Source organism: Clostridium sp. DFI.1.208 (genome assembly GCF_024463855.1).
In the GTDB taxonomy this organism is placed as follows: Bacteria; Bacillota_I; Bacilli_A; order Erysipelotrichales; family Erysipelotrichaceae; genus Clostridium_AQ.
Map to the genome: position 1 here is coordinate 141,184 of NZ_JANGCA010000002.1, position 20,153 is coordinate 161,336.

Annotated in this window: 18 protein-coding genes and 1 tRNA gene; 11 read left to right on the forward strand and 8 right to left on the reverse strand. The window is 41.4% G+C overall.

Translation table 11 applies throughout. The annotated features are described in order from the left end of the window. Positions 1-68: 68 nt before the first annotated feature. The 6 genes from NE665_RS02110 (at position 69) to NE665_RS02135 (ending at position 6,399) form a co-directional block, all read left to right on the forward strand. The gene (locus NE665_RS02110; RefSeq protein ID WP_117443170.1) at positions 69-1,298 is read left to right on the forward strand and encodes a PTS transporter subunit EIIC; all 1,230 of its coding nucleotides are present in this window, start codon (positions 69-71) and stop codon (positions 1,296-1,298) included. A 74-nt stretch (positions 1,299-1,372) separates the two neighbouring features. Then, a complete protein-coding gene (locus NE665_RS02115) occupies positions 1,373-2,839 on the forward strand; it encodes a family 1 glycosylhydrolase (RefSeq protein WP_117443248.1) in 1,467 nt (488 codons plus the stop codon). A gap of 581 nt (positions 2,840-3,420) precedes the next feature. Then, the gene (locus NE665_RS02120; protein WP_117443169.1) at positions 3,421-4,524 is read left to right on the forward strand and encodes a helix-turn-helix transcriptional regulator; all 1,104 of its coding nucleotides are present in this window, start codon (positions 3,421-3,423) and stop codon (positions 4,522-4,524) included. Next, positions 4,524-4,724 carry a PLD nuclease N-terminal domain-containing protein gene (locus NE665_RS02125; RefSeq protein ID WP_117443168.1) on the forward strand — a complete coding sequence of 67 codons (201 nt, stop codon included), beginning with the start codon at positions 4,524-4,526 and terminating at the stop codon, positions 4,722-4,724. The genes NE665_RS02120 and NE665_RS02125 overlap by 1 nt, the downstream gene beginning before the upstream one ends. Before the next feature lie 2 nt (positions 4,725-4,726). Continuing rightward, on the forward strand, positions 4,727-5,638 hold the full coding sequence (locus tag NE665_RS02130; protein ID WP_117443167.1) for an ABC transporter ATP-binding protein: 912 nt from the start codon (positions 4,727-4,729) through the stop codon (positions 5,636-5,638). Continuing rightward, positions 5,635-6,399 carry an ABC transporter permease subunit gene (locus NE665_RS02135; RefSeq protein WP_117443166.1) on the forward strand — a complete coding sequence of 255 codons (765 nt, stop codon included), beginning with the start codon at positions 5,635-5,637 and terminating at the stop codon, positions 6,397-6,399. The genes NE665_RS02130 and NE665_RS02135 overlap by 4 nt, the downstream gene beginning before the upstream one ends. Before the next feature lie 670 nt (positions 6,400-7,069). On the opposite strand, the gene NE665_RS02140 is transcribed toward NE665_RS02135, so the two are convergent. From NE665_RS02140 to NE665_RS02155, 4 genes are read right to left on the reverse strand one after another with little or no spacing between them, the layout of a single operon-like run. Next, the gene (locus tag NE665_RS02140; RefSeq protein WP_117443165.1) at positions 7,070-8,548 is read right to left on the reverse strand and encodes a family 1 glycosylhydrolase; all 1,479 of its coding nucleotides are present in this window, start codon (positions 8,546-8,548) and stop codon (positions 7,070-7,072) included. Continuing rightward, positions 8,545-8,898 carry a PTS lactose/cellobiose transporter subunit IIA gene (locus tag NE665_RS02145; protein ID WP_117443164.1) on the reverse strand — a complete coding sequence of 118 codons (354 nt, stop codon included), beginning with the start codon at positions 8,896-8,898 and terminating at the stop codon, positions 8,545-8,547. Before NE665_RS02145 ends, NE665_RS02140 begins: the two co-directional genes overlap by 4 nt. 11 nt (positions 8,899-8,909) lie before the next feature. Then, positions 8,910-10,139: a PTS transporter subunit EIIC gene (locus NE665_RS02150; protein ID WP_178760210.1), complete on the reverse strand. Its 1,230-nt coding sequence runs from the start codon at positions 10,137-10,139 to the stop codon at positions 8,910-8,912. Beyond that, positions 10,123-10,455, reverse strand: a complete 333-nt coding sequence (locus NE665_RS02155; RefSeq protein ID WP_117443162.1) for a PTS sugar transporter subunit IIB — start codon at positions 10,453-10,455, stop codon at positions 10,123-10,125. The genes NE665_RS02150 and NE665_RS02155 overlap by 17 nt, the downstream gene beginning before the upstream one ends. 148 nt (positions 10,456-10,603) lie before the next feature. Between NE665_RS02155 and NE665_RS02160 the strand changes: the two genes are divergently transcribed. Next, positions 10,604-12,487: a PRD domain-containing protein gene (locus NE665_RS02160; RefSeq protein ID WP_117443161.1), complete on the forward strand. Its 1,884-nt coding sequence runs from the start codon at positions 10,604-10,606 to the stop codon at positions 12,485-12,487. Between the two features lie 742 nt (positions 12,488-13,229). Beyond that, on the forward strand, positions 13,230-14,018 hold the full coding sequence (locus NE665_RS02165) for a class I SAM-dependent methyltransferase (protein ID WP_117443160.1): 789 nt from the start codon (positions 13,230-13,232) through the stop codon (positions 14,016-14,018). A 161-nt stretch (positions 14,019-14,179) separates the two neighbouring features. Here the strand turns inward: NE665_RS02165 and NE665_RS02170 are convergent. After that, positions 14,180-14,265, reverse strand: a tRNA-Leu gene (locus NE665_RS02170). A gap of 383 nt (positions 14,266-14,648) precedes the next feature. On the opposite strand from NE665_RS02170, the gene NE665_RS02175 reads away from it, so the two are divergent. From NE665_RS02175 to NE665_RS02185, 3 genes are all read left to right on the forward strand, one after another. After that, complete coding sequence (locus tag NE665_RS02175; RefSeq protein WP_117443159.1) at positions 14,649-15,005, forward strand: hypothetical protein; 357 nt, start codon at positions 14,649-14,651, stop codon at positions 15,003-15,005. Positions 15,006-15,299: 294 nt separating this feature from the next. Then, positions 15,300-16,061 carry an MBL fold metallo-hydrolase gene (locus NE665_RS02180; RefSeq protein WP_117443158.1) on the forward strand — a complete coding sequence of 254 codons (762 nt, stop codon included), beginning with the start codon at positions 15,300-15,302 and terminating at the stop codon, positions 16,059-16,061. A gap of 120 nt (positions 16,062-16,181) precedes the next feature. Beyond that, on the forward strand, positions 16,182-16,370 hold the full coding sequence (locus NE665_RS02185) for a hypothetical protein (RefSeq protein ID WP_117443157.1): 189 nt from the start codon (positions 16,182-16,184) through the stop codon (positions 16,368-16,370). A gap of 202 nt (positions 16,371-16,572) precedes the next feature. Here NE665_RS02185 and NE665_RS02190 read toward each other — a convergent pair whose 3' ends face one another. From NE665_RS02190 to NE665_RS02200, 3 genes are all read right to left on the reverse strand, one after another. Further along, a complete protein-coding gene (locus NE665_RS02190; protein WP_117443156.1) occupies positions 16,573-17,589 on the reverse strand; it encodes an aspartate-semialdehyde dehydrogenase in 1,017 nt (338 codons plus the stop codon). 64 nt (positions 17,590-17,653) lie between these two features. Further along, positions 17,654-18,964, reverse strand: a complete 1,311-nt coding sequence (locus NE665_RS02195; protein WP_117443155.1) for an aspartate kinase — start codon at positions 18,962-18,964, stop codon at positions 17,654-17,656. Positions 18,965-18,968: 4 nt separating this feature from the next. After that, the gene (locus NE665_RS02200; protein WP_117443154.1) at positions 18,969-20,150 is read right to left on the reverse strand and encodes a homoserine dehydrogenase; all 1,182 of its coding nucleotides are present in this window, start codon (positions 20,148-20,150) and stop codon (positions 18,969-18,971) included. Positions 20,151-20,153 lie beyond the last annotated feature (3 nt).

Below are 20,153 nucleotides of genomic sequence, written 5' to 3' on the forward strand. Positions count from 1 at the left end.
TGAAATAGAAAGGAGAGAGTATATCCACGCCAATAAGGGAAATGTCATGGATATACAGGTAAATAACAATGTCAAAATACAGTTATTTTAATGATAAGGCAGTACCTGCTATACAGAAGGTTGCATCAAACTCCTATGTTGTAGGTGTTCAGAAAGCAGTTTTAAAGGTAGTGCCTATGATTTTGGTATCCAGTATTATCACGCTTTACAATATTGTGAAAACATATGTTTCATGGCTTCCGGCTCTGGATCCAATCAGCAATTATTCTTTTGGACTTATTGGAATTATGACAGCATTTCTGATTCCATATTATCTGCTGGAAGAGAAGCATGACAGTCGGAAAATTGTTGGAGGTATGACAGGATTGGCTGTGTTCATGCTGGCCATGAATCCGAAAATACTCGAGGGGGGCAATCTCTACAATTTCTCAAACTTCGGTGCAGCTGGTATGTTTGTTGCAATACTATGCGGATTGTTTATTGTGATGATTTTCCGTTTGTCAAATCGATTGAATCTGGCAAGCGAGGACTCACCACTTCCGGATTTTTGTAAGGAATGGTTTAACAGTATTATTCCAATCTTTGTGATTTTACTTATATCAACGATAGTCGTGTATAATTTTGAATTTGATCTATTCAATTTCATAGTCTTGTTATGCAATCCGATTTTAGGTATTGTTGATACCTACTGGGGCGGCCTGCTAATCGTGTGTTTGCAAACGGTTGTGTATACCTTTGGTATTAGCTGCTGGGTATTCAATGGGGCAATATGGCCAATTACGACAGCTGCACTCGCCGCCAATGCAGCTGCATTTGCAGCAGGCACTTCATTACCTTATGTATATAGCTATGGTTTTGACTATGCATACATCATCTTTGGAGGTATGGGAGTAACACTTCCACTGGCAGTATATTTCCTTCGATCAAAATCGAAGCGGCTGAAGCTTCTTGGAAAGGTATATATCGGGCCTACGCTATTAAACATAAATGAACCGATTATGTATGGAAATGTCGTTTGGAATCCGATTCTTATGATTCCTTCCTGGCTGTGTACCATTGCCAATTATTCGATTGCATATCTGTTGGTCAGGATTGGTCTTATCATGCCACCGATTTCCTCCTTCGGCCTGTGGTTTCTACCATATCCATTGCCGTCTTTGCTAATTGGAGGAATTTCAGCCGCAATTGTTTGCTGTCTGTTGATTGCATTGGATTTCGTCATCTGGCGTCCCTTCTTCAAAGCCTATGAAAAAAGCATACTGAAGGAAGAAGCGGAGGCAGCTGCGGCAGAAGCATAAACATTGAAGTGTTATAGACAGAAAGAAAGGAAACTCATCGCAATATCATGAAAGGCGATGATACAGGTAATATAATGGAAACAATGAAGAATACATTCCCAAAGAATTTTTTATGGGGTGCAGCGAGCGCATCCAATCAGATTGAGGGCGCGTATCAGGAAGGTGGAAAGGGACTTTCAACAAACGATTTTGTAAGATATGTCGAACCGTCAAACCGTGCAAAGGGGGATACGACCTTTACTATTACGTACCAACAGCTACTAGAGGAAATGGAGGATGAAAGCAGATTTAATTTCCCAAAACGCCGCGGCAATGATTTTTATCATCGATATAAAGAAGATATTAAGCTGATGGCTGAAATGGGATTCCGTGTCTTCCGCTTATCTATTGCATGGGAGCGTATTTATCCGACAGGATTTGAGGATTCACCAAATGAAGAAGGTCTTGCGTTTTATGACCGTGTGTTTGATGAGTGTCACAAGTATAACATAGAACCGCTTGTAACGCTTTCTCACTATGACTTCCCTCTTGAGGTCAGTATACGGTTGAATGGATTTGAATCAAGAGAAACTGTAGATTTATTTGAGAAATACGCAAGAACAGTTTTTGAAAGATATCACAAAAAGGTAAAATACTGGCTGACATTTAATGAAATTAATATGGTGCTGCATAGTCCGTTTGCTTGTTGCGGTGCGATGATGGATCATAGTGAATTAAGTGAAATGCAGTTGAAATACCAGTGTAGCTTTCATCAGCTTTTGGCGAGTGCTCGCTGTGTTCTTGCAGCACACGAAATTGATGAAACATTACAGGTAGGGAATATGCAGAGTAAACAGGTGTATTATCCGAAAACCTGCAGTCCGCAGGATAATTTGCAACAGCTTTTTGATACCGGTATGGATTTGCTGTTCCCGGATGTGCAGTGTAAGGGAGAGTATCCATACTATATGAAGCGTTTTTTCGAGCAGAATAACGTTGTTCTTCCTATACTGGAAGGAGATGAGGAGGTATTAAAAAAAGGCACTGTTGATTTCATGAGCTTTAGCTATTACAGCAGTATAGTTTCAGGATATACCGGGGATTCCTTAAAGCTTCATACCTCCAATCTAATGGGAGCAGAGAAAAACAAATATGTGGAATACAGTGCATGGGATTGGGCAATTGATCCAATTGGTATGCGTATCGCATTAAACCATATGTATGATCGCTATCATCTGCCAATTTTTATCTCTGAATGTGGCTTTGGAGCTTATGATCAAGTGGAAGATGATGGTATGGTTCATGATGATTATCGTATTGATTTCTTGCGGAAGCAATTAAAACAGGTAAAGGAAGCTATTCATGACGGGGTAGAGGTTTTTGGATTTACAGCGTGGTGTCCGATTGATTTGGTTTCGCAGACAACGTCAGAGTTTTCCAAACGGTATGGCTTTGTATATGTAGATTTGGATGATTATGGAAACGGTACATTTGAGCGTACGCCAAAGAAGAGCTTTTACTGGTATCAGAAGTGTATAAAATCCAACGGGGAAGAGCTTTAAGCAATATGAGCGCATAGAAGCTTTCGCAATTGTTTGAATTGCAGATTCAGAAAAGCTAAAGTAGGCTATGCTGTTCAGGGTACAACGTAAGGATACGCTTGTACCCTTTTTCTTCGTAGGTATCAGGAAGCAATTTGCAGCATTCAGAATAACCTGCAGGAGAAGTTATATAGACTGTTTGCTTATGAGCCCTTTTTTCTCCTTTAGATACAACTCCTTTTTTTGTATGATGAATTATACAGTGACTCATATGTAGTTTTCAGTAGCCTATATCGTACAGTAGTTCAATACAGGTAAGGTTTGCTTGATTTTCAGAGTCTTCAGCTTTATGATGCTGTTTTTTTTGCGTTCTGCGTGCTTCTGTCTTCATAATCTGGTGTACATATTTGTAATGCAGAAATTCCTTTTATCTGGTAAGGATTAAATTTCATATAAATGAATAGGATAAATGAAAAGGATACCAGAAGTCGTCCTCTGTACAATGTTTCCTGCTGGGAAATATTTCTTCCTGAAGTTGCGTTTCATGCCATTGTAACTCTGTACAGAAACGATATAATAGAGGCAGAAAGAAGGAATGAAATATGACGACGATTCGACTTGGAAAAAAACTTATCGCATTACGAAGAGAAGCCAATATGACGCAGGAAGAGCTGGCGGCCTATATGGGAGTATCGAAATCCAGCGTTTCCAAGTGGGAAACCGAAACAACACTGCCGGATATCCTGCTGCTTCCACAACTGGCTACCCTGTTTAACGTGAGTGTGGATGAGCTGATCGGATATGAGCCGCAGCTAAGTATGGAGGCTATAAACAAGCTTTACCTACAGCTGAGCGGTGAATGGAGCAAGGATAGTGCAAAAGCGTATGCGCATAGTGAGGAGCTGATACGCAAATATTATTCCTGCTTTCCCTTCCTGCTGCAGATGGCAGGGCTTTATCTCAATCACTACATGCTGCATGAAAAACCAGAGCAGGTCATGAAGCGCAGTGAGGAGCTGTGTGATCGTGTGATTGCGGAAAGTGAGGAAAACAATCTGGTAAAGGATGCAATCTCTTTGAAAATAACCTATTTAATTGCCAGCCATCAGCCGCAAAAGGCATTGCAGCTTCTGGGCGAAGAGGCAAAGCCAATCGTACAGGACAGCGAGATGATCGCGGCATGCTATCAAATGCTGGGAAAGCCAAAGCAGTCCAGCCGTATCTTTCAGATTTGCATCTATCAGCATCTGCTGTTCGTCATACAGGATATGGCAAACTATATGATGATGAATATGGAGGATGAGCAGCTGTGTGATGAGACCATGCACCGTATGCTAGAAATGCTGAAGCTGTTTCATATCGATGCACTGCATACAATCACCTCCACAATGGTCTATATGTCCTGTGCTATGGTTTATGCACAGCGCAGAGATACGGAATCCGCCCTGCATATGCTGGAACGGCTCATTGACGTGATCATTCGCTACGATCTTGCCCATATGAAAATTCATAGGGATCTGTATTTTACAGAGGTGGAAGCCTGGATGGAGTCTTTACAGCTGCGCACACAGGCTCCCAGAGATGGCGGGGTTATTCTGGACTCACTGATTCAGGAGCTGCAGCCGCCAGTATTTGATTTTCTGAAGGAAGAACCGCGTTATCAGGCCTGCTTGCAGAAGCTAAAGGCTGAAAAGGAGAGAGTATAATGGATACACTTATGGAATATCTGCCGGCTTTACTGCCGCTGATTCTGCTGGAGCTTGGTCTAGCTATATTTGCATTGATTCACCTGATTCGTCATCCACACGTAAGGATAGGAAATAAATGGATCTGGATACCGGTTATTTTGTTTATTCAGTTTCTGGGACCGATTCTCTATTTTGTAATCGGCAGAGAGGAGCAGTAGCAATGGATGTTCTGACACTACGCAATCTGCATAAAGCCTTCGGTAAGCAGAAGGTTTTGCAGGGCATCGATTTAACGGTACCGCAGCACAGTATCTTTGGATTTATAGGAAAAAACGGTGCTGGAAAAACGACGACAATGAAAACGATTCTCGGATTGGAAAAGGCGGATGCCGGGGAGCTGTATGTTATGCAGGAACCCGTTGTTTTTGGAAATACCAGAACGAACCGCTATATCGGTTATGTCAGCGATGTTCCTGAATTTTACGGCTTTATGACAGCGCGGGAGTATTTACAGCTGTGTGCTGAGATATCCGGCCTTCATTCACAGAAGGCGAAGTCCCGTATTGATGAGCTTTTGCAGCTGGTAGGTCTCTTTGAGACAGGAAAAAAACGATGTGCCACGTTTTCCAGAGGAATGAAGCAGCGTCTTGCGATAGCTCAGGGTCTGCTGAATGAGCCAAGGCTGCTCATAGCGGATGAGCCGACATCAGCACTGGATCCACAGGGGCGAAAGGAAATCCTGACGATACTGCAGAAGGCAAAAGAAAAAACGACGGTATTGTTTTCCACACATATACTGAGTGATGTGGAAAGTATCTGTGATTCTATAGCCATCCTGCATCAGGGAAGAATTGCCGTAAGTGGGAGCCTGCATGAGCTGTTGCAGACAAAGGGAACCGCATCCCTTTATGTGGAAACCGTGCACAAGGAGGAATGCAAGATTCTGCAGGAAACGTTAAGACAGCAGAACATTTCCACACAACCCGTGCAACCCTATGCATTACAGCTTCCGGATCGTATGGAAACACAGGAGCAGCTTTTAAATATTGTGGAACAGAAAAGGATACGGCTGCAGAAGCTGGAACGCATGCGTCCAACTCTGGAACAGTTCTTTCTGGAGGTGACAAAATGAAGGGATTCACAGCATTTATGAAAAAGGAGCTGCTGGAGGCAGTACGTTCCTATAAGCTTATCATTCTGATGGTAGTATTTGCAGCGCTTGGATTTATGAACCCTATCAATGCACGGTATTTGCCGGAGCTGGTAGCTGGATTTCTGCCGGAAGGCATGCATATGGAGCTTCCACAGCCTGTTGTTCTTGATTCCTGGCTGCAATTTTTCAAAAATACAGCGCAGATTGGATTGATCGCAATCATTATTATGTGCTCTTCCTCTATGGCCAATGAAATTGGAAAGGGGGTTCTGATACCATTATTGGCGAAAGGACTGCCCCGCAACAGTGTTCTGATCGCGAAATTCATTTCCATGTCACTCTTATGGACATTATCTCTGGGATGCTCATTTCTGATTACCCTCCTATACAATTTCGTGTTCTGGGAAAGCTCTGTTGTTCCAAATCTCATGCCAATCGTTATCGGTGTATGGCTGTTTGGGCTCATGATGATTGCTTCTATGATTCTGGGTGGTATATATAAGGGAACGGCTTCCGGAAGTCTGCTGTGTGCCGGCTGCCTGTTTCTGCTCTGCGTTCTGATTACGATGTTTGCAGCAGTGGCAGATTACTCACCTTTCATGTTCTTGTCACAGTACCAGCATTATCTTACCGATGGAATCACGGTGCAGGACTTTTTGAAGCCAGCAGGCTGTGCAGCCACTGTAACTTTACTGCAGCTGGGAGTAGCTATCGTTGTATTTCATCGAAAGAGCCTGTAACTTTATTGCTTGTAAGGGGAATTAGCATTAAAATCTTAGCGCAATGCTATTGATAGGAATGCTTTTACTTTAACATCACAGCATTATATCTGAAATAGTCTCATAGTAAGCGTACGTCAAAAGGGATATCCATATGAAAAAATCATGCGGTATTCCTTTTTACTGTGTTGATTGAAGCTTCATTCTTTCATGAGAAATCCTTTCTAAAGCATGTTGAAATCTTCAGCTATTAAGAATGGCTAAATACGCTGCAAACAGCTAAGGATATGATACTTCCATCTAGATGGACGATATCAGCACTAGTTTCACTTCTGTTACCTTTTTTTAAACAAGCTCTGCATTTTGTTGTGCCTTGTACATATCTTCATACGGATGGAGCGATTTTTCCCTCAATGATGATGGATTTACAGGAATTCCTTTATTCGATAAAGCTTGCTCGATCTTTAGACTGTATCTTTATCAGGCATATGTATATAGCAATTACACAACTGCAAGCTGTCAAACCATTGGTTTTATTAAGTGATAAAGTAGAAAAATTTCATATTAGCAAGCATGTTTATATTACATATATACGATATAGCCGGTGTCATATACATAAGCGCAAAAAGAATACCTCTTTATATTAGAGATATTCTTATAGATAACATTACCTATTGTTGTACAAATTACATTATATGCATTCACCATTAGAAGCTATGACCTTTTTATACCAGAAGAAGGAATCCTTTTTCTTTCTTTCCAGTGTTCCGCTTCCATCATCGTGTTTATCCACATAAATAAAGCCGTAGCGTTTCTCCATTTCTCCAGTTCCACCACTAACAATATCAAATGCACTCCACACAGTATAACCGATAAGATTGACTCCATCTATGTTAATCGCTTCTTTGAATGCCTGTATGTGTGCTTTCAGATAATCAATTCTGTATGTATCATGTATGGAGCCATCCTCTTCAATGGAATCAACTGCACCAAAACCGTTTTCTACAATCATAATCGGGAGCTGATAGCGGTCATAAATCAAATTTAGGCAATACCTCAGTCCATCCGGATCTATTGCCCATCCCCAATCGCTGTAGGTGACATAAGGGTTTTTTACACCTACCTGAAAATCTGCAGTTCCATCACCTTTTTTTTGAGCACTGATATTGTTCGTGTAATAATAAGAGAATGTGTACATATCCACAGTTCCTTGTCTTAGTATCGCTTTATCCTCTTCTGAGATATACAGTGTTATACCTGCATCCTTCCATATCCTTTTTGCAAAGTCCGGATAATAGCCGCGAATCATAACATCAGAGCAATAAAAATTTTCCTGTATCTTTTCCATCGCTGCCAGAATATCTTTCGGATGACAGGTATCTGGATATATGCTGGGTCCGCATGCAAGCATGCACCCCATTATGAAATGCGGATATTTATCATGAGCGAGCTTCACCGCTTTTGCAGAAGCAACAAGTTTATGATGAATTTGCTGGAACAGCTGTTTTTTATATAGCTGTACCTCTTCTGTAGATACAGCCAATCCAAAGGAATCGGCAAGCAGCATCATTTCGTTGATTTGATTGAAGGTTAGCCAGTATTTCACATCATCTTTAAAATGTGAAAACAGCGTTTCGCAATATTTCATATAAAACCGGATGCATTCTCTATTGGACCACCCTCCATATTTGGCATACAAATAAGCAGGATCATCATCATGTGTAATTGTAACAATTGGTTCTATATCGTATTTATGACATTCCTGAAAAATTTTCTTGTAGAACTGGATTCCTTCCTCTTTAGGCTGATCTTCATCGCCATGAGGATATAGTCTTGTCCAGTTGATAGATAAACGAAATGCACGGCAGCCCATTTCAGCGAGCATTTCGATATCCTGTGCATAATGATGATAAAAATCAACTGCTTCCATTGCCGGATATTTCTCATCCTGAAAGATGTATGGCTGGCAGCCTTGCGGACAGTTTCCCAGCATCATTCCCTTTACTTTATTTCCTTTTGCATCAATATAGGTATTGTAACGGATTTTTTCTTTGCTTCCTGCAACAGCTATATCGCAAATTGCAATTCCTTTACCGTTTTCCTGCCATCCGCCCTCACATTGGAAAGCTGAAGTAGCTCCTCCCCATAAAAAATCTTTTGGCAAGCTCATCTCAGACACGCCTCCTTTACTGCACAAATCTTTTTATATAAGTTTACGAGATGCTCGGCAGTGATCAATTCTGTGTTCTTTGTCATATAAATATCCTGCGCATGATGAAATAATAATAGCGTTATTTCTTCTTCCTGTTCAATACTTGTCTGAATAATGTGTGACTGAGCAAGGTGAGCCTGATTTAAAAATTCCTTAGCCTCTTTCAGCAAGCCTTCGATTCCTGTGAAATTATCCTGATTTGCCTTTTTTAATGCTTCATGTATTCGTTTGTCTGCTTCTCCGCAATGCGATATCATTTGCATAGATGCATGTATCATTTCTGTTTTTCTGTCATTATAAGTTTCCATAGCATTCCTCTTTATTGGTTTTCTTCCTGTAGACACCGGTGGTCATACATGCGGAAAAATGGATACCAGACAGCTATGGTGATTGCGAACAGAATCAGCCAGAGAACTACATCCATAAAATTTCCATTTAGCGTAAAAGCACCGATTCCGGCAGGAAGTGTTCGTGATAAGACTGCATTCTGACTAACTGGATTGGTAAATATATTCAGACCAATGAGCAGAAAATATGTGCAGTCAACTAAGAATTGAGCTAGAAACATTGGAATCATCAGAATCACGTTCATAGCTACCGGAAAGCCGTAAATCACTGGTTCATTGATGTTAAACAGCGATGGAATCAGAGTTACCCGTCCAATTGCTTTTAATTTTTTTGATTTAGCAATCGTTGAGGCAAGAATTGGCAGAGCTAATGTACAGCCGGTACCTCCTATGGCATTGAAGCAGAACATTTCCAAGGTATACATAGCAGGAGGTGTTTGTCCTGCTGCAACTGCCATTAAATTCATATCGTAAGCATTGTACCAGATGGAATACATGATAGGGGCGATACACCATGGAGAAATTCCAAAGGAATACAGCAGCACATAGCAGAAGGATAATACAATTCCGCCAAACGGACCGCTTCCCAGCATATACAGTGGGGCAAACAGCTGACTCATGAGCTCAAACAGATCGATTCCGGCTACATTGGTGATTAGAATTGCAGGGACAATTGCAATAAAACCTACAAGTAGATTGATACCCCAATCATACAGAAAGTCCGGTAAAGATGTTTTATTTTCGGTTATTCCAGTTTTAATTACAATAGAATAAATGTTAACGATCCAAACCATGATTAAAATTGCATTGATCAGGCCGGATGCACCAAAGCGCGCATAATCGAATACAGCTCCATCCTCGCCCATGACAGGGTTCACTAAGACGATATACACTACCAATGCCAATACACCTGCCATCAGCTTTTTGCTATGATACTCCTTCTTCTCCATAACCTTATACACCATGACAGCAGCGGCAAACAAGCCAAACAAGCCCATAGTGTATGTATTTAAAATTGAGAGATCGGGAACAGCAGGTAAGTAGATATGCATCATACCGAATAGTGCACCAACACTACCCGTCAGTAATAGCGGCATAACAAGCATGAATGTTCCTTGTACACCCTGAATCCATGGATTCTTTTCAATCTTTTTTGAAAAGGGTACCAGTTTCCTCTCTATGATACTAAATATTTTTTGCATGATTTTTCTCCTCCATTTTCTTCCATAATTTTTTGCAGACTGCTTCACCATCCAACATCGCATAATCAGTAGAATCAATCTGCATAAAGATTACGTCATTTTCCTGTACAGCCCTACAAAAAGCTGGATCATCGAGCGCATGTGAGAAATGTGGGCTTACCAGCAGTGCATCCACCTGCTGGATCATCGCCATCACCTCTCCCTCACCGCGTGCTATCACATCCATATCCATGTGATTCTTCTTTGCGTATTTTCGCATTGCTGACGCTACAAAGCCAGATGAACAGCCACCACCGCAGAATAATAGAACCTTCATATTTTCATACCTCCTTTATGCTACAACTTTATCACAGCTTCTCTGCAAAAAGATAACCGACATTTTTCCAAGTTTAGGAAAAATGTAGAACGATACAGTTTTGTGTTTCGGTGTATGATAATATATAGAATAGAGAGGAGACTGTACAATGGCGAAGAGCAAAAAAGAGCAACTATTCACAATACTGAAGGAATCCAATAAACCACTGCCGTCTTCCTTTTTATCAGCAAAGTTAAATGTAACGGAACGCTCCATTCGCAATTATGTAAAGGAACTCAATCATATATTGCAAGCAACTATTATAGTATCCAGTCAACAGGGTTATTATCTAAAAAACAACGCCGTTCGACTTTCTGATATCACTCAACCACAGCATCTGGAATATTCACAAGGTCAAAGATGCCGTATGATATTAAAAGAATTATTATTTCATAATCATTTCCATTATGTGAAATTCGCTGAAAAGCTATATGTCAGTGATGTTACTATACAAAATGATATAAAAAAGGTGGTTCGTCCTTTCTTAGCAAAATATCCCTTAGTATTGAAAAAGCAGGGGAGTGAGTATACATTGTGCGGGAACGAACGTGAGAAACGAAATCTTATGAGCAATTTAATCAAAGAGGAACTGAAGGATTTCTCATATTTTTATTTTGATGAGCTAAATCGTAAATATGATTATCTTGATCTGAAACAGGCGATTGAGATTATTCTGACGAAGCACCAGTTGCATGTAAACAGCTATACATTACAGAACATAACCACGCATTTGATAGTTAGTATCAGCCGTCTTGAAAATAACTGCTTTATCAGTGAGGAAGCGAAATGCATCCCGGCGCGCTCAGAAAGTATTCAGGCAGTCACAAAAGAAATCGCAGAATTTCTGAATGACAGATACCAAATTGAATTTCCTCCAGTGGAAATGGACTACATTTCCTTTGTACTGCAATCCAAAACCTATCATGCTGTCAATACATGCGGTAAAATATTTGATATACATGAGTATATTGAAAGTAGATACATTCATATATGTAATGAAATCGTGAACAAGCTAAAGGCTTATTATCACATAGAATTTGATCGTAACAGTTTGATACGATTTACTTTTCATATTAAGGCATTAGCGAATCGCTCTTCATTAAATCAGTACATCAGCAATCCGCATACGAAAATTACACGGGCAACCAATCCATTTCTATTTGAAATCGGTGTTTTTATCTCAGATATTTTAAAAGAGCATGATATCCTGCTAAATGATGATGAAATCGCCTTTCTGGCCTTTCATATTGGAGCTTTTTATGATGCGTCGCCTGAAAAAAGAAAGCCGCTTCACATACTCGTGATGCTTCCGAAATATATAAATAGCATTGAGCGGTTTCAGGAGAAAACACAAGAATTGACCACACTGGCTGACTTTATCTATATGGACGTCCATCCGCTTCCACAGGCTGGATATGATTTGATTATAAGCTGTGACCATATTGATACCGATATTCCTATATTTTACATTTCTCCATTGATTACAGATTTTGAATTGGCATCGTTAAAGGATATGATCCATGATATATTCAAAAGGAAAAACAATGCTATTTTCACAAAAAATGATGTTCCGATAGGATTGTTTAAAAAGAATTATTACGCCTTTAAAGATTATAAAGCGCTTATAAAAAATCTTGTGGATGAGCTTTCGCAGCTGCATTATGTGGATGAAGCTTTTTTCAAGGATGTTATAGAAAGAGAAAAGCTTTCCAGTACAGCTTTTGTTGAGGGAATTGCATTGCCACACTCTCTGCAAATGAATGCCAGACAAAATTGCTTCTCTATAGTAATCAATGAGACACCAATCGATTGGAATGGTAGTGATGTTTATATTATTATTCTGATTGCATTTAGCAAGGAGAATCGACTTATGTTTAGAGATTTTGTTGATTCACTTATCAATAAGCTGTATGAGAGCCGTGATAATATTATATCTATGCAGAGAATAAATTCCTATGAAGAGTTTATACGATGGATTGAAAATGAAGAATGAATTCCTTCCTTCTAGAATAAAGGAGGGTGCTGTACCATTCTTCATCGACAAAAAAATTCCGTCTAAAGTATATTGTATACGAGAAATTGCTGTTTGTCTTGCATCTAAAATACCTATATACTCTCAAAAAGCAGTATAAAAAAAGCTGATTATATGCTGCCTTTACACAGCATCAATCAAATACAATATAGAATTTGATGCTGACTGTAATTATCATGTAATAAAAAACACCTATAGTAAGGAGTCTGTATTCTTATACCGTCCTCACTATAGGTTTCATACTTAACAGCGGCTGCTTTTCCTTGATATAGGATTCTTTTTCTTCTGGAAAGGGGAAAGAATAGAATCATTGATGAAATCCAAGATCCGGATGGATCCAATGATAAGGGGAGGAGACGATTTGGTAAAACGATCATTCAGGATGAGGAATGAACATGGAATAAAATGGTCATTGCAGCTTTAGAAAACAGATTTCTCTGTTTTCTACCTTATCCTATGTGTTTGAAATAACACCGTATTGGCAAAACACCAGTTTCTAACAGAAACTTCAGAAAAATATGCGGCATGCACTTAAATGAAAAAAGAAAACAATCCTATTCCTATCGGTGACAGCGTTTTGCGAAATTGCAGTCGTGATCCACCTGATTCATGGTATAATTTAAGAAATCAGTTATTGTGCATAACTGGGAAAGGAGGCAAAATAAGATGAAAATAATGATAGGAAAGAGAGTACAAAGAACATATGAATTATATAGAGAAGAACAAAGAAGCTTGGGAGGAAGCGTTCGACAATAGAATCAATGGCTGGGGAGATACAGTCGTTGAAAACCTCCAAGCATCATCCGCCTACTACATTCAGCCGGCGTTACAGGTTGAGCTTGACCAGCTGCATCTGGCAGGAAAGCATGTTGCTCAGTTTTGCTGCAGCAATGGTAGGGAGCTACTATCTATCAGCAGGCATTATGGGGCTGTCGGAACCGGCTTTGATATTGCAGAGAATTTGATTGCGCAGGGGCAGGCACATGCCGAGCAGCTGCAAGTACCATGTACCTTTGTCGCAGAGAATATCTTAGATATAGGAAGTGAGTACCATCAAAAATTTGATGTTATACTGTTCACGATCGGAGCGATTACCTGGTTTCAGGATGTTAAGGCGCTTTTTCAGGTGGTTTCCGCTTGCTTAAAGCCGAAGGGCTGTATGCTGATTCATGATTTCCATCCATTTATGAATATGCTCCCTCTGCCAGGTGAGGATTGTTACAGCGATGCTGCCGTTAGGCTGCTGGAGCATAAATATTTCACGGCAGAACCATGGATTGAAAACAATGGTATGGGCTATATTTCCGGAGACTATGCGTCCAAAACGTTCACAAGCTTTTCCCATTCTGTTTCAGAGCTTGTAAATAGCATTATACAAAGCGGTATGAACATAAAACTGCTGAATGAATACGATTATGATATCGGCCTGTCGGATGTATATGATACATTCGGCTTACCGCTATCCCTGCTACTGCTTGCCGAGAAAAAATAATAGGAAAAAATCAGGTCGCTGATCTTAAATATGGATCAGTGCCTGATTTTCATTAGTAAATGGTGTGGGGAGTGGCCGTATCGCGTACTCTAGGTGCACAATAATACGTCGCTTGAGGAAAGTAAATAAAAAAACCGATATCACCGGTTTATTTATCAAATTGGTGCAGACGATGAGATTTGAACTCACACGAGCATACGCTCACTACCCCCTCAAAGTAGCGTGTCTGCCATTCCACCACGTCTGCATATCCTAAATGCTTATTTATCATACTATATTTTTCATGAATAATCCAGATATTTTTCAAAAAAATCAGTAAAAATCAAGAGAATTGTATTGGCGTTACGTTTCATCCATGGATATCCTGCCGCATTGGAATGAAAACATGCGATTCTAATATAAAAGTAGGAATCACCATCACTATCGTCTTCCTCATCATGATAATAGCTGTTTCCGCATTCATCATCGTCTTTATACTTTTATTGTTTGATGATAGTAGCTGTTCCATAGGAATTGGTTCATGATAAATGGGAACGCTTACCTGAAAAATTCTTCAAAAATTCACATAGCACACATATTATTCACACATTTATAGTAGATAATAGGGACACGTAAAGAAAGGTTGAAATCATGAAAACGAAAAAAGAAATGAAAATCTCTAAGGCAAGTATCGTCTTTTATGTGGCAGCTGTTATTTTTCTGGCAATCGCCGCTTTTGAAATCTATCAGACATATCTGACGGTGGAAAACTACAAAACAACATATACATTGCAGCTGACAGATATTCTGAATCTGTATTTTACCGGCTGTGTACCTTACTTTGGCTTCGCTTTCCTGGCCTATGGAATCGGTGAAGTCCTGAAGAAAATTAGTGATCTTACGAGTACACTTCGTCTGTGCATGGAGGATGTAATCGAAGAAGCTGTGGAAGAAGACGCAGAAGAATTTGTGACAGAGCCAGTAGCAAGTGAAATGAAAAATGCCTGAAAGCAAGCTATACGATACCCTGTAAACAGATACCGTATGGATATCAATCCCTCGTTTTCAGGGCTTTTTTTTCATTTGCATGACAAAAGGGTAGTCAAAGAATATTCAACATGGACGGATACTGTGTTTTAAAAAATAAAAGCATGGGCTAAATGTATATGTTTGAATAAGAATTGATCATATTTATAGGAAGTGTCTTTTAAAAGCCGCGATCTGTTTGACAGCAGCTCTCAAAATTTAGCTATGCTGCTGCTTACCTTCAGTGCTATACTTTAAGGGAATGGAGGTATCCTTATGGAAGACTGGTTTCAAATTCAAATGCTGGACGCTGCTACCTATGTGATTTCAGAGCCCAGGCACTATGAAGAGACTAACTGCTATTTGCTGCTGGGAGAACAACGTGCATTGCTGATTGACAGTGGTCTGGGCATTGCGGATATTCGCAGAATCACAGATCAGCTGACTGCTTTGCCGATCACCGTGATTGCCACGCATGTGCATTGGGATCATATCGGCTGTCATGGCAGCTACTTCGATGTGCTCGTTCATGAGCAGGAAAAGCTCTGGCTGAATGGAGAATTTCCGCTTCCATTGGCCGTTGTAAAGCAGCAGCTGATAAAAGAGCCCTGCTCTTTTCCGGAGAAATTTCATTTGGATACCTATACCGTATGGCAGGGAAATGCAGGCATCGTGAGGGATGGCGATATTCTGGATTTGGGAGAACGTCATATCAAGGTCCTTCATACACCGGGTCATTCTCCGGGCCATATGTGCTTTCTCGATGTAGAACGGGAATGGCTGTACAGCGGTGATCTTATTTATAAAGGAATGCTGTACTGTAATTATCCATCGACTGATCCGCAGGCATATTTGCATTCGCTGCAAAGTCTGCGTGAGCTATGCGTTCGACGTCTGTTGCCAGCACATCATACCATAGAGGTGGATACTTCATTGATTTGGAAAACAGCACTGGCATGGGAGGAGCTGCAGGGAAAAGGTCTGCTTATGCATGGCAGCGGGGAATTTCGATATGAAAGCTTCTCCATACGTCTATAGGAGAAAACAGAGCATGAAAATATTGATGCTGCAGGGATTATAATATTGCACACCACAGCTTTTTTTTGCAAGCCGCCACCAATCTGGAAGAACATGAATTGCGGTTGATGTAGTATCCGTATGAGGTTACCGCAAGGGGCGGCTCAGTATGGATTTGGCTTCTGGATTGCAGCACAGCTTCCCAAAGCTATCGATGGCATCATGGCACACAGCATGGGGGACGTTGTCTGCATATGGAAAAAAGCCTTCGCTTATGCAGAAGATAAAAATGCATATGAGAAAAAGAGGTTCTTTCTTACTTTAGAGTAGCTGTATAAAAAATTTTCATTTCTATTGAAGAATACAATAGATTTTGAAATCTAAATTTTTATTTACCCAAAATCGAATAGGAACCAAAAAAGACTATCTTGAACATAAAAATCTCAAATCCTGCATTGGAAACAGAATTTGAGATTTTTTTATTATACAGTCTTGCATAGCATACGCAGCCAGCTGAATTCACTGCACCCTGCTATTTTTCTTTTTCCTGAATGACAAGCTCGGCAATCTGAACCGCATTGGTAGCGGCCCCCTTGCGAACCTGATCTCCGCAGCACCAGAAGCTTAATGCATTCGGATGTCCGCTCATATCCTCACGGATACGTCCGACAAATACCAAATCCTGATCTGTGGTATCCAGCGGCATTGGATATACCTGTTTCTGAGGGTCATCCACCAGTCTGACGCCCGGTGCAGCCTTCAGCAGCTCTCTTGCTTTCTCCACACTGATTTCTTTCTCGAACTCTACCATAATAGATTCAGAATGGGAACGGATCACCGGAACGCGCACACAGGTGCAGTTCACACAAAGCTCAGGATTGCTCATAATCTTGCGTCCTTCATTCTGCATCTTCATTTCTTCACTGGAATAACCGGCCTCGTTGAAGCCGCCAATCTGCGGAATGAGATTATAGGCAATCTGATACTGGAAGGTAGTAACTGCTACCTCCTTACCATGACCCAGAGCACCCACCTGCTGATTCAGTTCACGGATTCCATTGACGCCTGCACCGCTGACAGCCTGATATGTGGAAACGACCATACGCTTTGCATTTGCATATGCGTGCAGCGGCTGCAGCGCAACCAGTGCAATAATCGTTGCACAGTTTGGATTGGCAATAATGCCGTGATGCTCACGTACTGCCTGTGGATTCACCTCCGGAATAATCAGCGGCACCTGCTCATCCAGACGGAAGGCAGAGCTGTTATCCACAACAACCGCTCCCTTTTCTGCGGCGATGGGCAGATATTTTTCAGCAATATCATTTTCTGCAGCGCCTAAAACGATATCCATGCCGTCAAAGCTGTGTTCTGTTGTTTCTTCAACGGTATACTCCTTACCAGCGATGGTTAATTTCTTCCCTGCACTTCTGGCGCTTGCTAAAAGATGCAGCTCCTTGATAGGAAATCTGCGCTCCATTAAAATTTTGATCATTTCCTGACCCACGGCACCGGTGGCACCGAGTATTGCGACCTTGTATGTTTTCATATCACTCTCTCCTCATATTCTATCTATATGTTTGTATGCATGGTTTGTGCAGCATCCGCTGTGCCTAAACAACAAAGTTGTTGTAAATAGTTTCCACTGTCTTCTCGTAATCCTTGTTTTCCACACCGACGATGATATTCATTTCATCCGTTCCCTGTGCAATCATGCGGATATTGATATTATTCTTTCCAAGCACGGCAAACAGCTTGCCGCTGATACCCGGACGATACATCATCTGACGGCCAACCGTAGCAATCAGGGAGATATTATCAATGATTTTGATTTCATCGGCATTGCAGGCCTTCTTCATATCACCCACCATATCGTAAATGATATCCTTCACATCCTCAGAATTGACAACGATGCTGAAGGAATCAATTCCGCTTGGAATATGCTCAATGCTGATTCGGTAATTCTCACAGATTTCCAGTGCACGGCGGATAATACCAACCTCATCCGACATATGATTTTTATAAATGGCGATAACTGTGAAGTTTTTCTTCCCTGCGATACCGGTGATCATCTGCTCACTTGGATGATCGTCTTTTTCCACAATGATCGTACCGCCCTCCTCCGGGTGGTTGGTATTCAGAATATTGATTGGGATGTTTTTTTCCTTTACCGGGAAAATTGCCTCCTCATGCAGAACACTCGCCCCCATATAGGAGAGCTCACGCAGCTCTGAGTAGGTGATGGTATTGATTCGCTTTGGATGATGAACGATTCTCGGGTCTGCCATCAGAATACCGGAAACATCCGTCCAATTTTCATACATATCCGCATTCAGAATGTCTGCCAGAATGGAGCCGGTGATATCACTTCCACCACGTGACATCGTCCGCACGGTACCATCCGGAAGTGCACCATAGAAGCCCGGAATAACAAAGCGATCCAGCTTCTTCATCGTGTTATCCATTCGATATTTTGTCGCATCAAAATCGATTTTTCCATCATAGCGGAAGGTGATGATATCCTTTGCATCCACAAACGGAAAGCCCAGATACTCCGCCATCAGCTTTGCGGTCAGATATTCCCCTCGGGAAACCAGATAATCGGTAGACATCGTCTTATTCAGCTGCCCTTTTAACTGGGCAAGATCCTCTTCAATCGGATAGCTCAAACCCAGATCATTCTTGATGGAAATGAAGCGTTCCTCTATCAGGTGAAACAGGGATAAATGGTCGACGCTGTATTTTAAATGGGCTTCGATCAGATACAGCAGATCGGTTACCTTGTTGTCCTTCTTGTGTTCACGACCCGATGCACTGACAACGACAAAGCGCCGGGCCGGATCGCGTTCAATGATATGCTTGACCTTGCGGAACTGCTGTGCATTTGCAACAGAAGAACCGCCAAACTTCGTTATTTTTATCATACTGCTAGTCATCCTCCCTTTCATAGATGCTGGCCATAAAGGCATGGGCATCTGTCTTTAGCATCCGCTCCATCACCTGATGCATTTCATATACCTCAGCCTTCTGGATATGCAGATATTCCTGTCCCTCAAAGATTGTCACCTCATAGCTGAAATCCTGCAGCTCATTGCGTGCCGCCTCATCTGCACGAAGGATATAATCACGCAGACATAGCGTTTCATCATAGGTCATTGTATTGGTGAAGGAAGGATCCATATGATATACCCCCTCATTGAGATCGATCAGATCCTGTACAATGGCATTTGCTGTTGGCAGCTTGCCAGCCCCCTGACCGAAGAATTTTAAATCTCCGATAGTTTTTCCATGCAGCGTGATCAAATTGTAATTGTCCTGTGTGTTGCTTTCCAAAGAACCGGCTTCAAACAGCACCGGCTCCACAACACAGCCGTAGCGATTGGCGTTGCGCCGCGTTTTGGCAATCAGGCGTACCGCATAGCCCAAAGAGGAGAAATAGGATACATCCTGCTTTGTGATATTGCGGATGCCGAACACTGGGAAGGTATCCGGGACATGATAATCATAAGCAAGGCTGGCAGAAATACGCAGCTTGTTGCAAATATCATAGCCGTCGATATCAGCACTTGGATCTGCCTCTGCATAGCCCAGCTCCTGCGCTTCCTTCAGAATGTCCGCAAAGGATGCATGATAGCGCTGCATGTGATCCAGAATATAATTGCTGGTACCATTGAAAATACCGTGAATGCGGTCAACCTCGTCAATTCGCATCGCCTTTGCCAATCCTTCAATCCAGGGAATTCCGCCTCCTGTGCTTGCTTCATAGTAAATGCGGACATTGTGCTCTCTTGCTGCATCTGTGAATTCCTTTAGATAAGCGGCGATTACCGCCTTGTTGGCTGTCACGACATGCTTTCCGCTTTTTAATGCCTGCAAAATATAGGTGTGGGCAGGCTCAAGACCACCCATGGTTTCCACGACGACATCTACAGAAGCATCCTCCAGAATCGTCTGAATATCATCACACATATAAGGAAGCGTTTTGGCTTTCCCCTTGCGAATCAGTATATAAGATACGTGTAACTGTTTGGTGCTTTTTGTTACCGCGTGATCAATAATTTCCTTTACTCCCGAGCCAACAGTTCCATAACCGAGTATTGCTATATTCATATA